The organism is Acinetobacter sp. neg1 (genome assembly GCF_000788125.1).
Taxonomy (GTDB): domain Bacteria; phylum Pseudomonadota; class Gammaproteobacteria; order Pseudomonadales; family Moraxellaceae; genus Acinetobacter; species Acinetobacter vivianii.
Genome location: NZ_JSZD01000020.1, coordinates 241,341 through 255,605, shown reverse-complemented (window position 1 = coordinate 255,605; position 14,265 = coordinate 241,341). Strand labels below are relative to the sequence as shown.

The window sequence follows — 14,265 nt, the reverse complement described above, 5'->3', positions numbered from 1 at the left end:
TTGGCGAAGCTTGCAGCAGCTTATCCAGTAAATATTTCAATTTGACTGCAAAAAAAGTATTAATTTTTCAATCATGTTCTGTCATTACAATTATTTTAGGCCAAAGGTTATGATGCTTTTCTCTAGCATGAAATACCCCTGTTTTTCGCCATTTTATTTAGATTAAAAACTCTACTTTTTACAAATTCACTACACCAATCCCAGCGATATAACTATTTAATTAAAAACATAATATTTTAATTTTATAAAAAGAATTTAGACTACCTCAGGATATTATTAAATTGCGACATACCATAATGTTGAAACAACATGATCGACCGAGTTTTAAGGTCAAGCGGTTTCCCAAAACGTTAAGCTTAAGTATAAGCCTGATCAGCTGTGCCTTATTTTCATCTTCTTTATTTGCCCAGACATTCAGTTATAGTGAAGCTGAACACTATGTGGTTGAAAATGCTTATGCCTCCCAAGCACAGCAAGCCTTGCAACAAGCGTCTCAACTCGAGATGGAAGCCGTTAAAAATTTAGGCCTTCCCCGTATTGATTTAAATGCGCGTGCTTATTCATTTCATAGCGAAACCAGCGTGCCTTTAGCTTCCAGCAAGCGACGACTGGAAAATTCGCTGACCCGTGGTTTTGATGACAAGTTATCGCAATGGGAAAATGTGTTACCACCTGAAGTGATTGATCAGGTCGGTCAGGGATTTGATCAAACTGTAAGTGAAGGTCTGAATCAGGTACCGAACAATCTTGATGTTACGGTCAAAGACCATGATGTCCGCACTTCTGTTTCGATGGTTATGCCACTCTATACTGGCGGTAAAATTAGCAGCGCCAAACAGATTGCCACCATTCAGGCTCAACGTTCAAACATTAGCGAAAAACAACAACAAGACTCGCAACGTTTTGAGATGATTCAGTCTTATTTTAATGTGCAATTACAGCAGCAATTACTCAATGCCAGCCTGTTTAATTTAAATTCGATGCAAGAACATTATAACAATGCACTTAAATTAGAGAAGCAAGGCTTTATTAATAAGGGCCAGCGTATGCAGTTTGAGGTGGCACGCAATAATGCAGAACGCACCTATCAAAATGCCCAGTCCAATTTACAAGCCAGTCAGTTCAGCCTGCAAAATTTATTAAAAACCAAAGAAAGTTTAAATCTCACCACCCCCCTATTCGTGAATAATGCACAAAACCATTCTCTGGATAAAATGCTGGCAAATTACGATCAAAATTCCAGTTTGATCAAAAAGCTGCAAATGGATACCCAACTTGCCAATGAAAATGTCAAGGTTCAACAGTCAGCCAAAAAACCGAGTGTTTTTGCCTTTGGTGAATATGGACTAGACAGCAAAGAGAACTGGATTGTCGGTGTAATGGCAAAATACAATTTATTTTCAGGCATTGATAACAACAAAAATATACGTGCAGCCGAACTTAAAAAATATGCAGCAGAGCTAATGACTGAACGCACCAAGCAGGAAGTTGAAAATGTGCTGTACAAATCTTATAGCGAATTAAGTTCTTCTCAGACCAGCCATCAATTGCTGGTTCAAAACACCAAAGCTGCGCAAGAAAACTTACGTATTCAACAGCTTTCATTTAAGGAAGGTATGGGTACAGCGACACAAGTCATCGATGCACAAAATGCCTTAAGCGCATTAAGAAGTGAAATGGCCGTTAATTCCTATAAATACATTTTATCTTTAGCGACACTTTTACAAAGCTATGGCTCGATTGATGAGTTCAAGCTTTATGTTAATCAACCACGTACTGACTATATCCGTTAATTGGAGAATTTTATGAGCCAAGATCAATCATCATCCAATTCAGAACGCGATAAAGATCAAGTGGACAACAAGACTGAAACTCAAACGTCTGAATCACCCCAAGCGGAAGTGAGCGCGACTGAGAAAGTCGCACAGCCACAACCTGAGACACCAAACTCCAATACACAGCAGCCACCGAACGAGCCACCTAAAAAAGGCAAGGCAAAAATCATCGGCCTGATTATTTTGATTCTACTTTTAGGTTTAATCGCTTTTGGCTTATGGAAAGCTTATCAACCTCAGGCCATTGAGCTACAGGGCCGAGTTGAGTCTGAAACCGTGCATATCAGCACCAAAGTACCAAGTCGTATCGAAGAGTTCTATGTTTCCGAGGGGCAGCCAGTTAAGAAAGGTCAAGCACTGGTTCGTTTTGTCAGCCCAGAACTTGAAGCGAAAAAAGAACAGGCTCAAGCAGCTTTACAAAGTGCAACTGCATTCCATTCCACTGTGTATCGTGGTGCTCAACAAGAAAATATCGAGACACTGTATGCCAACTGGCAAGCCATGAAAACTCAGGCAGAATTGGCAGCAACCACGTATAAACGTGGTGAAACCTTATATCAACAAGGTGTGATTTCTCGCCAACGCCGCGATGAAATGCTTGCTGCACAAACTTCTGCACGTGAGACTGCCGAAGCCTCTTATCAACAGTATGCACGTGCCAAACGCGGTAGCACCGAACAACAGAAATCGACAGCTGATGCACAAGTTGCGATGGCACAAGCGGCTGTGAAAGAAGCCAATGCATTAACCGAAGAAACCAAACTGTACTCACCTACAGACGGAACCGTATCTAAAACCTACGGCAAGCCGACTGAGTTAGTCGCAACAGGCGTGCCAGTCGTTAGCATTATTGAAGACCATGATTTGTGGGTCAGCTTAAATGTCCGTGAAGACATGTACAGCTCTGTTTATAAAATGAAAAGCATTGAAGGTTTTATTCCTGCATTAAATCGTAAAGAAACCTTTAAAGTAAAAAATATTGATGCCGAAGGTGATTTTGCAACGATTAAAACCACGCGCCAAACTGGTGGTTATGACATCCGCAGCTTTAAATTCCATTTGGTGCCTGAGCAAAGTATTCCAGATTTAAAAGTCGGCATGAGCGTATTATTCAAAATAGAAGAGGCAAAATAACCGATGTTTGCTGTCATGCTTCGGGAATTACGCTATCTTAAACGCCATAAAGTAGATCTTTTTATGGCGGTGATCGCGCCTTTGCTGGTCATTCTGCTCTTTGGTAGCATGTTTTCAGCAGGTAAGGCCGAACATCTTCCTATTGTGGTGATTGACCAAGACCAAAGTGAAATGAGCCGCAAGGTGATTCGTAGCTTAAGCCTTAACCATACTTTGCAAGTAAAAACCATTACTGCCAGTCAGGATGAAGCAGAACGGCTCATCAACAAGACTGAAGCATGGGGATTTGTCATGATCCCCGAAGGTGCTGAACAACGTCTGGTCAAAGCCCAAGATGCGCAAATCAGTATTGCGTATAACCAGTCTTTTTTTAGTATCGGTAATACCATTTCCTCCGCCATGCTCATCAGCACTCTGAATGGTATGGCTGAATATATGGGACAAAGCTACCTGTCCAACACGATCCCCTATCTGGACATGCCGACCCCGCATATCAAGATTTCAACCCTATATAACCCAAGCATGAGTTATGAGTTATTTCTTGAGCCATTTATGGTGCCAGCCGTTTTACACTTATTGCTCTGTTGCTGCGTGGCTTTTGCCATCGGGCAAGAGTTTAAGCGCAAAACAGTGGGTGAATGGGTCAGTTCCAAACAAGTCATTTCCAGCCTGCTCGGTAAAATCTTGCTCTATGTCTTTATTTTCTGTGCCTGGACTTGGTGCTGGATGTTCTGGTTAGCGCAAATCCGCGGTTACTTTATTGCAGGTTCACTTACGCTGATTTTAGCAGCACAATTTTTATTGTACTTTTCCTATGCCGTGATCAGCAGTACTGTGGTTCTTGCGACCCAGAATCTTCCCAAAACCTTTGGCTTTATTGCACTGTATGGTGGTTCTTCACCAAGTTTTTCAGGAATTACCCTACCCTTGAATAACGCGCCAGCATTTACCCAGTTCTGGTCAATGATTATTCCCTATACACCTTATGCCAAGCTGCAAACCGAACAGTGGATTATTGGCAGTGATGTGCATGTCTCAATGGTTCCTTTTGGCATTTTAGTGGTCTTCGCGGGCTTATTCTTTGCCTTGAGCGTGCGTCTGTTAAAGAAAAATACTCAGGAGCTATGTCCATGAAGTCATTTTTCAGCTATTACCTACAGACTTTTAAAAATATTTTTGCCAACAATTCAGTGTTTACCACCCTAATTGCGGCAACGCTACTTTATAGTTTTTTCTATCCGACCGCCTATAAGGCACAAACAGCGGAAGATATTCCGATTGTGATCGTGGATGAAGAACAAAGCATTTTGACCTCAAAAATCATTAGCCAAGCATCAAATAGTCCACATATTAAGATCACCACGGTGACGGATAATTTTCTGGAAGCGCAGCGCATGGTGCAGAACCAGCAAGCTGAAGGTATCTTGTTACTGCCTGAGAACCTCACCAATAGTTTGAAGCGAGGTGAAATGGGTGGGATTGGTCTCTATTTAAGTACGGCGTATTTCATCCGAACCAAAGAAGTTGGCGTCGGTTTAGCCAGCTCAATTGAATATACGCTGAAAGAGCATCTAGAGAAATTTGGCAATGCTTCCGCGTTTGAACCCGAACTTTCGATTCATCAAATTCCGCTGTTCAATACGATGTCGGGTTATGGTAGTTATATCTTCCCTGCTGTCGCCAGTTTGATTATTCATCAAACGATTCTGCTTGGTCTTGCCATGCTGATCGCCAGTTATCGTGAACAAGGCTGGATAGCAAAACCTGTTGAATTCTGGGCAACATTTGCCGCTATTTTCACGACAGGCTGCCTCAGCTGTCTGTATTTATTCGGCTTTACCTTCTGGCTATATGAATTTCCACACGGCGGAAACTTCTGGGGCATGTTGCTTGCCGTCCCAATCTATGTCAGTTGTGTGATTGGCTTAGGCATGCTAGTGGGTTCACTGGTGGATATGCCTGAACGGGTTGGGCATCTAATTGTCGTGACGTCTGTTCCATTATTCTTACTGACTGGAACAGCTTGGCCTCATGAAGCCATGCCACACTGGATGCAATGGTTTGCGTGGATATTTCCTTCAACTCATGGGGTGCAAATGTTTGTACAGCTCAATCAAATGGGTGTACCAACCTCTATTGTGGTACCAAAACTGATTTATCTGGCAACCGTAGCTGCAATTTTACTGGCAATCTCCTATTACCGTTTAGTGATGATGCAACCCATAAAAAAAGGAAGCTAATTAGCTTCCTTTTTATTACCTCAATGATTACGCTTCAGGCGCATCATCTTTTGGCTCAGCAACAACTTCTTCAGAAGTTACTGTTTCAGCTTCGGTATTTTCAACTTCATCTATAGCATCTAACTCTTCGTCATCTTCTACAGCTTCAATTGAAACCACACCCACCAATGTCTCAGCATCGCTTAAGCGGATCAAACGAACACCTTGCGCGTTACGGCCTGTTGTTGCAACCTCAGCAGCACGCGTACGTACTAATGTACCACCATCAGAAATTAACATGAGTTCTTTGGTTTCATCAATCGATACAGCACCCACAAGCTCACCATTACGCTCACTTGTCTTGATTGCAATTACACCCTTACCACCACGTTTCTTGGTCGGGAAGTCATCTACTGGGGTACGTTTACCATAACCGTTGGCACATGCACACAGCACTTCACCCGTTTCAGGGACAACTACAAGCGAAACGATACGGCTGATTACATTTGAATCTGATGAATCATCATTGTCATCACTATCATCGTTTTCAACGTCAGCATCTTCAGCTTCGATACTGTTGCTTGCAAAGCTGACACGCATACCGCGTACGCCTTTCGCAGTACGACCCATCGCACGAACATCAGTTTCAGCAAAACGGATTGCCTTACCTTCATTCGAGAACAACATGATCTGCTGGTTACCATCGGTAATCGCAACACCAATCAGGGTATCTTCTTCATTCAGCTCGATCGCACGTAAACCGTTTGAACGCACATTACTAAATTGTGCAAGTTCAACACGTTTTACCGTACCTGAGCCAGTCGCCATAAACACGTAATGGTTCTCAGGGAACTCCGTCAACGGTAAAATAGCAGTCACAGTTTCATTCGCTTCCAGAGGAAGTAAATTGATAATTGGACGACCTTTTGCACCACGAGATGCTTGCGGTACTTCAAACACTCTCAAGCGATAAACTTTACCGACATTGGTAAAGCACAGCACAGTTGCATGGTTCGATGCCACAATTAAATGCTGGATGATGTCATCATCTTTCATTGCAGTTGCAGACTTACCACGACCACCACGGCGTTGCGCTTGATAATCAGAAAGTGGTTGAGTTTTCGCATAACCTGTTTGAGACACAGTCAATACAACTTGCTCTTCAGGAATTAAATCTTCACGGCAGAAATCAACGCCAGATTCCACAATTTCAGTACGACGACCATCACCGTATTGCTGCAAAATCAAAGCAAGTTCTTCACGAATCACATTCATCAATAAATTGAAATCATTGAGGATTGCCGTTAATTCAGCAATTTGACCCAAAATTTCAGTATATTCAGCGTGTAACTTATCTTGTTCCAAGCCCGTTAAACGGTGTAAACGCAATTCTAAAATCGCAGCTACCTGAGTTGGTGACAAACGATAAATATCACCAGACAAGCCAAATGGACGTGCTGGATCTTCGCCTTCAATCTCGTCTGGACGAACTGAAATTGCACCTGCTTTTTCGAGTAAAGCAACAACACCACCACCAGCCCACTCGCCAGACTGTAAACGTTCACGCGCTTCAGCCGGGTTTGCAGATGTTTTGATGGTTTCGATAATTTCATCGATATTGGCTAATGCAACTGTCAAACCTTCCAAGATATGACCACGCTCACGTGCTTTACGCAGTTCGAACATGGTACGGCGAGTCACAACTTCTTGGCGGTGACGAATAAATGCCGCAATAATATCTTTCAGATTCATCAACTTCGGCTGGCCATTATCCAGACAGACCATGTTGATGCTGAACGAGTTTTGAAGCTGGGTATGCAAGAACAGGTTATTCACCGCAACTTCTGCATTTTCGCCACGTTTCAAGTCGATGGCAATACGCATACCTTCTTTATCAGACTCGTCACGAAGCTCTGAAATACCTTCCAGTTTCTTTTCTTTGACTAACTCGGCAATACGCTCAATGGTTTTTGCCTTGTTCACCTGATAAGGAATTTCAGTAAAGACGATCGTGGTACGACCTGTTTTCTGGTCTTCTTCGAAGTGATATTTACCACGAATATGCAAACGGCCTTTACCGGTACGGTAAGCATCTACAATGCCTGATTTACCGTAAATGATACCGCCCGTAGGGAAATCTGGACCCGTAATGTGTTCCATCAATCCTTCTATAGAAATATTCGGATTGTTGGCATAAGCAAGACACGCATTCACAACTTCTGTCATGTTGTGTGGCGCCATATTGGTCGCCATACCCACCGCAATACCTGTCGTACCGTTAATCAGAAGATTAGGAATACGTGTTGGCATCACCTGAGGAATACGCTCGGAACCGTCGTAGTTGTCTTCCCAATCAACAGTATCTTTTTCTAAGTCTGCCAAAATTTCATGGGTTAACTTTTGCATACGAACTTCGGTATAACGCATTGCAGCCGCGCTATCGCCATCGACCGAACCGAAGTTACCCTGACCATCCACCAGCATGTAACGCAAGCTAAAGTCCTGCGCCATACGAACGATTGTTTCATATACTGCGCTGTCACCATGCGGGTGATATTTACCGATCACATCCCCGACAACACGAGCAGACTTTTTGTATGCTTTGTTATAATCATTGCCCAATTCGTGCATCGCATATAACACGCGACGATGAACAGGTTTTAGACCGTCTCTCACATCTGGCAATGCACGAGATACGATTACGCTCATCGCGTAATCTAGATATGAATGCTTGAGTTCGTCCTCAATGGCAATCGGTCTGATTTCCGATACGCTCATGCATACTCCTTGTTTACAGGTAGAGAGTTGTACCTGTTTTTATGTCTTCAATCTTGCAAAAATTCAGCTCAAAGACTTGAACTAAAAATAAAAAATACAGCGAAAAATTATAGCATAAAGGACGAAATAACGGTAAGTTTAGAACCGCAAAAATAGCATTTTTTTACAATAAAAAGAATATATAAATGAATGACTTAAAATTATTAAAAACAGAAAAGCGCCGATAAAAATACTTTACGAACCACTTTGGGCAAAAAAACAGCAAAACCTGTTCCCAAAGTCGCTCCTTCGCCGCAATTCTGTAAAAGCCATAACCCCAATTAAACTGTTAAATAACGCTCAATTTTTATTGATAAGGTTTAGGTGAGAGTTCTGCTTCCATTGCCAGCGTGAGCTTGTCTTGTTCAGTCACCCTATCCTGTCGCATAAAATAAAAAGCAGAAAAGAACAGCGCAAGAATAAATGGATTTTCGTATAGCTCTTCCACAATATCTTGATTGGCATGATGACTAAGTAACAAGGTGTCAATAAAGCGATGATGCTCGATACTATCCGCCAGAAACAATGACAAAACCGCAATCAGTAAATACCAGAACGGCAACTTGACCTGTTGCCACTTATACTTGATTTCAGCTCTTAAATGAGGAGAAAACAGCATAAAAACCACAGGTGCAATCACAAAAATTGAAATGATCCGATAATAGATATGGGGAACTTCAGGGAAAAAGTCACGCCCCCAACTAATGCTTCGACCAAAGAACATCAACCACCATGCCATTGCCCATAGCCAAAACCATTTTTTCTGCTCAGTTAAAGTCTTAGGTTTGACATAAAACCATGTAAAGGGAACACAAGCCAATAACACAATGGCCTGCATTGCCTCTAAAAAATGAACATTCCATGTCAGCAGTACTGAACTCTCAGCAATGGCTAGAAATGCGGTGAGAAATAATAGGGAGAATAGAACCAATACAACGCCATTTAAACGAAAATCAAACTTCATTATTCAACAAAAAAACCATCGAAAATGAAAGCTTAACAAAAGTGTACTAATGAGTACACTTTTAGCTTAATTGAAATTAACCATTAAGAAAAACTTAAATTAATACGATTTAAATCAGTAGGTTAAATTAGCAACAGTATCGTTGCATAAAGGAAACGCTCTGTCTCATAAGCTTAAACCTTCGATCAGCAAAGAAAAAATCAAAGCCACCCTTCACCGTTCTGGACGATATTGGGCTGGAATCCATTGATAGCCCTGCGTATTTTTGCCGATATGACCAATTCCGGGAAATGCCACATGCGCAGCGCCAATCCACCAATGATTTTGATAAGCTTGCTCAAAGATATTTTTACGCACTGCGATGGCACGTTTAACATCAGTATCTGGTTTATAGCTAGCTTCAGGATACGGAAATTGCACGGCCGCATAATGCACCACATCACCTAAGCCCAAAAACTTTTGTCCATTTTTTCCATCGATCAGATAAGAAGAATGACCTTCGGTATGACCCTGTGTGCTGATCAGTTCAACATTCGGCACATCAAAAGAGGTTTTGCTAAAGGCAATCAACTGCCCTGTTTGCTGATAAGGCTTTAATGCATCTCGGATCATTTTAAACAAAGGTTTAAAGAAGTCACTGGCTTTTGCCTCATTCTGAGCAGACGTCCAGTAATCTACATCCGCTTTCGCTAAATAGACTTTGGCATTTGGATAAACCATTTTCCCATCCAGCGTAATTCCGCATAAATGATCAGGATGCGCATGGGTAATTAAAATCGTATCAATCTGCTCAGGTTGTAAGCCTGCCTTTTTTAAGTTTTCTGGAACATGACCCAGGCTTGGGCCAAAACATTTTGCAGTACCCGCATCAATTAAAATATTCTGTGTCGGCGTCTGTACTAAATAAGCCGAAAAATCGGTCATGATCTGATTATGTTCATCGACAGGTACAAAGTTCTCTGTAAATAACTGATTGGCTTTTGCAGATGAAATTCCCAGCAAATCACTACGAGGCAAGCCCAGCTCCCCATCAAACAGAGCCGTGACTTTCAAATTTCCAACAGGCTGTAAAAAATATCCCGCGACCTGCTTTACCTGAGGACTAGACTCCGCATGAACCGTAACAGCACTAAACAGTAGCGCAATTAGAATGGGTTTTAATAATTTCACGTTCATCGCCTTGATATTAGATTGCTTTAAATCTAACGCTGCTGAGTGATTAAAAATCGCTCAATTATCTACGCGAAACGCTCAATTTAGATTATTCCAAGGATAGAACGGCGGGATCAACCTCATAACGCTGTATAAATCGCTCACGAAAGGTTGCAGCAGATTGATAACCTGACTTCGCCGCAATCGTTTTCATCGGCAGTTTGCTTGAATAGAGCAACTCCAAGGCATGGGCTAGACGTGCATGCATAATGATTTCTCTTAAAGAAGTTTGTTCATGACTCAATTTACGTCGCAATGTGGCGCTGCTTAAACCTAAGCGGGTTTCAATTTCATTGGATTGCCATTGATGTTGAGGCTGATCCAGCACCCACTGGTAAATCTGTTTTGACAGTTTTAGAGGAGGTACAATCAGCACATCTGCACAATGCTGCTGACATAACTGCACAAGGATGGCTGCAATCGATAAGCGAGCCTTAACGAGATCCTGTTCAAATAAAGCCTTTTGCCAAGCGAGAAGATGTGGGGCAAAATCCTCAATTGAAAACTGTAAGATTGCTTTTGTTTTATCGGTAATGGGCTTGGCCCAAATCATCTGTGCCGCATGAATCACCTCTTCACACATCGGCACCAGAATCGTCAAATATTCTCCTGTTTCCGGATCTGGAATATTGACGGTATCCGCAACAGTATCAGGCTTGATAATAAACAGATCACCCGCTCTGAGATTAACCTGCTGGTTATACATTTTTAATTGTTGTTGCCCATGCAGAATCATCCCCATGTGCAATTGGTTCACTTGAATATTCGATAGTCCATGCTGATTTTTCGCCCGAATACATAAATAATCTCGCGTCATATCTGCAAATGCCAATCTGACCAGCGAACGATGTAAATACTGTTCATCCATCGCAGCCGTAGAATCAATATTCATGATCAACCCAATAAAAAACGCCCTTGCGCAATTTATAGCACAAGGGCGTTTTCTTGAATAAGTGGCAGACTGTAAATTACAGCTTGCTTACCAATTCTGGAACAACAGTGTTCAAATCACCAACTAACCAGTAGTCAGCAACGCTGTTGATTGGCGCTTCTTCGTCTTTGTTGATCGCAACAATAACTTTAGAATCTTTCATACCTGCCAAGTGCTGAATCGCACCTGAGATACCAATTGCCATATAAAGATCAGGCGCAACGATTTTACCAGTTTGACCTACTTGGAAGTCGTTTGGTACGAAGCCAGCATCTACCGCAGCACGTGAAGCACCTTGAGCAGCACCAAGCTTGTCAGCCAATGGATCAAGGACTTTGTGATAGTTCTCACCAGAACCTACACCACGACCACCAGAAACAACGATACGTGCAGCAGTTAACTCTGGACGATCAAGTTTCACGATTTCTTCGTTTACAAAGGTAGAAATACCAGCGTCTTTTGCTTCAGCAACAGCTTCAACCGCAGCAGAACCGCCTTCAGCAGCAACTGCATCAAATGCTGTACCACGAACTGTACCAACGATGATTGCTTCATCAGATTGAACAGTTGCAATCGCGTTACCCGCATAGATAGGACGCTTGAATGTATTTGCAGATTCAACAGCAATGATGTCTGAAATCATGCTTACGTCAAGAAGTGCAGCAACGCGTGGAAGAATATTCTTACCAGTCGTTGTAGACGCAGCTAATACGTATTTGTAGCCGCCTTTCGCGATGTCAGCAACTAAGCCAGCAACGTTTTCAGCCAATTGGTTTGCATAAGCAGCATTGTCAGCAAGTAATACTTTGCTCACACCAGCAACTTTAGCAGCAGCGTCTGCAACTGCTTGAGCGCCAGAACCAGCAACTAATACAGTAATATCACCACCGATTTTTTGAGCTGCCGCAACAACGTTTAAAGTTGCACCGTTAAGTGTCTGGTTGTTGTGATCAGCGATAACTAAAATACTCATGATTTTATCCTTCTGTATTAGATCACTTTCGCTTCGTTTTTCAATTTTTCAACAAGCTCGTCTACAGACTTCACTTGTACGCCAGCTTTACGTTCAGCAGGAGCTTCAACTTTAATTGTTTTAAGCTTAGTACCTGTTGCAACGCCATAATCAGCAGGTGATTTAGTATCAAGTGGCTTTTTACGAGCTTTCATGATGTTTGGAAGAGCAGCATAACGTGGCTCATTCAAACGTAAGTCAGTTGTGATGATTGCAGGAAGTGCAAGCTCAACAGTTTGTAAACCACCGTCGATTTCACGAGTTACCTGAACTTTACCACCGTCAACTTTAACTTCAGATGCGAAAGTACCTTGACCAGCACCAAGTAAAGCACCAAGCATCTGACCTACTTGGTTAGAGTCGTCATCAATTGCTTGTTTACCAAGAAGAATAAGTTCTGGTTTTTCAGCATCAACTACGCCTTTCAAGATTTTAGCAACTTCAAGAGCGCCAACTTCATCAGCAGTTTCAACTAAAATACCACGGTCAGCACCTAGAGCCATTGCAGAACGAATTTGTTCTTGAGCTTCTTTAGCACCCACTGAAACAACAACGATTTCAGAAACTGTTCCTTTTTCTTTTAAGCGAACCGCTTCTTCCACTGCGATTTCACAGAATGGGTTGATTGACATCTTAACGTTGGTAAGGTCAACCCCACTATTGTCCGGCTTAACACGAACTTTAACGTTGGCATCAACCACACGTTTTACAGCGACAAGAGCCTTCATGTAATCCTCGGCTGTTCTAAGCAAGTAAATGTAATGAAGAGTATTCTAACTCTTCGATTGAAACTTTTTAGGTGCCCTATCTTGCAATGTATTTGGCATTTCGGTCAAGTCACAATTTCCGCTACAGCCATAAAAAAGATGAAACGCTCAGTTCACAAAATGAAAATAATGATTCATTCTATTTATTTAGCTCATCAAAATGATGAATATTAAACTTTGATTTTTTTAATATTTTATAAAATTCAATGATCTAAACCAGCATTTTTTATCACGTTTGAAATGATCTGTAACGGTTCATTTCCTGCAAACTTACCCACCTTTTCGCTTTCGAGAAAACTTGGCAATTAAGTAATAACATCAATTCAACAAATGTACGGAATAAACTGGAAAAGTAGACGACGATTAATCGCTCAAATTTGCAACATAATATATCAGGATTTAGCTTTTTTGCGCCCGAGGATGTGTTTGATCGTACACTTTTGCCAATTGTTCAAAGTCGACATGAGTATAGATCTGCGTGGTGGAAAGATTGCTATGTCCCAACATTTCCTGCACAGAACGTAAATCGCCACTGGCAGAAAGCATATGACTGGCGAAACAATGACGTAATAAATGTGGATGCAAGTCGACATTCACGCCTGCGCGTTGCGCTTGCAGCTTGACCCGATTTTCAATTTGACGTGGTGTTAAGGCATTGCCACGTTGCGAGATAAAAACTGCAGAGTCAGCATTAAAGTTACCTTGCCAGATCCGATAGACCTTTAACCATTCAACCAAACTGTCTTTGGCTTTGCTTCCAAAGGGAACAATGCGGGTTTTATTACCTTTACCTGTGATACGTAATAGCTGCCGATTAAAATCAATGTCCTTAATGGTTAAGCCTTGCAATTCAGCCAGACGCAAACCACTGGAATATAATAGTTCCAGCATTGCTTTATCGCGCAGCCACAATTGCTGCTCAATCGGTTTTTCAGGGGGCGCCTGATCTAGAATTTGATGAACCGTCTCAATATCGATCATCCCTGGTAAAGGCCGCGGTTGACGCTTTAACTTAAAATCTTCAGATGGATTCTGCTCAAGATACTGCCCTTGCTCTGCCCACTTCATAAATTGGCGAATAGATGTCAAATGCCGCTGTAGACTGCTAGAGCTCAATTGATCCCGCTCAACACGGGCAGCCAGATACTCTCTCAAATCCGATGCTTCAATATCTTGTAGTTGTAATTGTTTTTGTTCGCAGAAATGAAAGAAATCAGTTAAGTCACGTTGATAGGCCGAAATGGTATGTTCCGACTGATTTTGAATAATACGTTCTTTTAACCACATGGACAGTAGTTTTGCAGGGGTTTCCAAATGACTCTCCATGCTGATAAATAAAGCTGAGTACAGTCTAGCAAATTTTTCCTCCTATTC

At 41.9% G+C, this 14,265-nt stretch carries 11 protein-coding genes; 4 read left to right on the top strand and 7 right to left on the bottom strand.

Features of this window, described 5'->3' with window-relative positions; all coding sequences use genetic code 11:
- Positions 1-296: 296 nt before the first annotated feature.
- The 4 genes from PJ15_RS15420 to PJ15_RS15405 are packed head-to-tail and all read left to right on the top strand — an operon-like array spanning position 297 to position 5,209.
- Positions 297-1,793, top strand: a complete 1,497-nt coding sequence (locus PJ15_RS15420) for a TolC family protein (protein WP_047432323.1) — start codon at positions 297-299, stop codon at positions 1,791-1,793.
- Between the two features lie 12 nt (positions 1,794-1,805).
- Complete coding sequence (locus PJ15_RS15415) at positions 1,806-2,969, top strand: HlyD family secretion protein (protein WP_047432321.1); 1,164 nt, start codon at positions 1,806-1,808, stop codon at positions 2,967-2,969.
- Positions 2,970-2,972: 3 nt separating this feature from the next.
- A complete protein-coding gene (locus PJ15_RS15410; RefSeq protein ID WP_047432319.1) occupies positions 2,973-4,103 on the top strand; it encodes an ABC transporter permease in 1,131 nt (376 codons plus the stop codon).
- The gene (locus tag PJ15_RS15405; protein WP_047432315.1) at positions 4,100-5,209 is read left to right on the top strand and encodes an ABC transporter permease; all 1,110 of its coding nucleotides are present in this window, start codon (positions 4,100-4,102) and stop codon (positions 5,207-5,209) included. Before PJ15_RS15410 ends, PJ15_RS15405 begins: the two co-directional genes overlap by 4 nt.
- A 27-nt stretch (positions 5,210-5,236) precedes the next feature.
- Here PJ15_RS15405 and gyrA read toward each other — a convergent pair whose 3' ends face one another.
- The 7 genes from gyrA to xerA form a co-directional block, all read right to left on the bottom strand.
- The gene (gene gyrA / locus PJ15_RS15400; protein ID WP_005256721.1) at positions 5,237-7,966 is read right to left on the bottom strand and encodes a DNA gyrase subunit A; all 2,730 of its coding nucleotides are present in this window, start codon (positions 7,964-7,966) and stop codon (positions 5,237-5,239) included.
- A 346-nt stretch (positions 7,967-8,312) separates the two neighbouring features.
- On the bottom strand, positions 8,313-8,969 hold the full coding sequence (locus tag PJ15_RS15395; RefSeq protein ID WP_047432312.1) for a hypothetical protein: 657 nt from the start codon (positions 8,967-8,969) through the stop codon (positions 8,313-8,315).
- 213 nt (positions 8,970-9,182) lie between these two features.
- Positions 9,183-10,145: an MBL fold metallo-hydrolase gene (locus tag PJ15_RS15390; protein ID WP_081402778.1), complete on the bottom strand. Its 963-nt coding sequence runs from the start codon at positions 10,143-10,145 to the stop codon at positions 9,183-9,185.
- 85 nt (positions 10,146-10,230) lie between these two features.
- On the bottom strand, positions 10,231-11,073 hold the full coding sequence (locus PJ15_RS15385) for a helix-turn-helix domain-containing protein (protein WP_047432308.1): 843 nt from the start codon (positions 11,071-11,073) through the stop codon (positions 10,231-10,233).
- A 76-nt stretch (positions 11,074-11,149) separates the two neighbouring features.
- Positions 11,150-12,085, bottom strand: coding sequence for an FAD-binding protein (locus PJ15_RS15380; protein WP_004771288.1), 936 nt, complete (start codon positions 12,083-12,085; stop codon positions 11,150-11,152).
- Between the two features lie 17 nt (positions 12,086-12,102).
- Complete coding sequence (locus PJ15_RS15375; RefSeq protein ID WP_004771287.1) at positions 12,103-12,852, bottom strand: electron transfer flavoprotein subunit beta/FixA family protein; 750 nt, start codon at positions 12,850-12,852, stop codon at positions 12,103-12,105.
- Positions 12,853-13,290: 438 nt separating this feature from the next.
- Positions 13,291-14,178 carry a site-specific tyrosine recombinase/integron integrase gene (gene xerA / locus PJ15_RS15370; protein WP_171248613.1) on the bottom strand — a complete coding sequence of 296 codons (888 nt, stop codon included), beginning with the start codon at positions 14,176-14,178 and terminating at the stop codon, positions 13,291-13,293.
- Positions 14,179-14,265: the final 87 nt, after the last annotated feature.

Bases quoted from the DNA above. Each gene is read 5' to 3' on its own strand.
- PJ15_RS15380 (WP_004771288.1), bottom strand. From the start codon at position 12,085: ATGAGTATTTTAGTTATCGCTGATCACAACAACCAGACACTTAACGGT.
- PJ15_RS15385 (WP_047432308.1), bottom strand. From the start codon at position 11,073: ATGAATATTGATTCTACGGCTGCGATGGATGAACAGTATTTACATCGT.
- PJ15_RS15390 (WP_081402778.1), bottom strand. From the start codon at position 10,145: ATGAACGTGAAATTATTAAAACCCATTCTAATTGCGCTACTGTTTAGT.
- PJ15_RS15375 (WP_004771287.1), bottom strand. From the start codon at position 12,852: ATGAAGGCTCTTGTCGCTGTAAAACGTGTGGTTGATGCCAACGTTAAA.
- gyrA (WP_005256721.1), bottom strand. From the start codon at position 7,966: ATGAGCGTATCGGAAATCAGACCGATTGCCATTGAGGACGAACTCAAG.
- PJ15_RS15420 (WP_047432323.1), top strand. From the start codon at position 297: ATGTTGAAACAACATGATCGACCGAGTTTTAAGGTCAAGCGGTTTCCC.
- PJ15_RS15395 (WP_047432312.1), bottom strand. From the start codon at position 8,969: ATGAAGTTTGATTTTCGTTTAAATGGCGTTGTATTGGTTCTATTCTCC.
- PJ15_RS15410 (WP_047432319.1), top strand. From the start codon at position 2,973: ATGTTTGCTGTCATGCTTCGGGAATTACGCTATCTTAAACGCCATAAA.
- xerA (WP_171248613.1), bottom strand. From the start codon at position 14,178: ATGTGGTTAAAAGAACGTATTATTCAAAATCAGTCGGAACATACCATT.
- PJ15_RS15415 (WP_047432321.1), top strand. From the start codon at position 1,806: ATGAGCCAAGATCAATCATCATCCAATTCAGAACGCGATAAAGATCAA.
- PJ15_RS15405 (WP_047432315.1), top strand. From the start codon at position 4,100: ATGAAGTCATTTTTCAGCTATTACCTACAGACTTTTAAAAATATTTTT.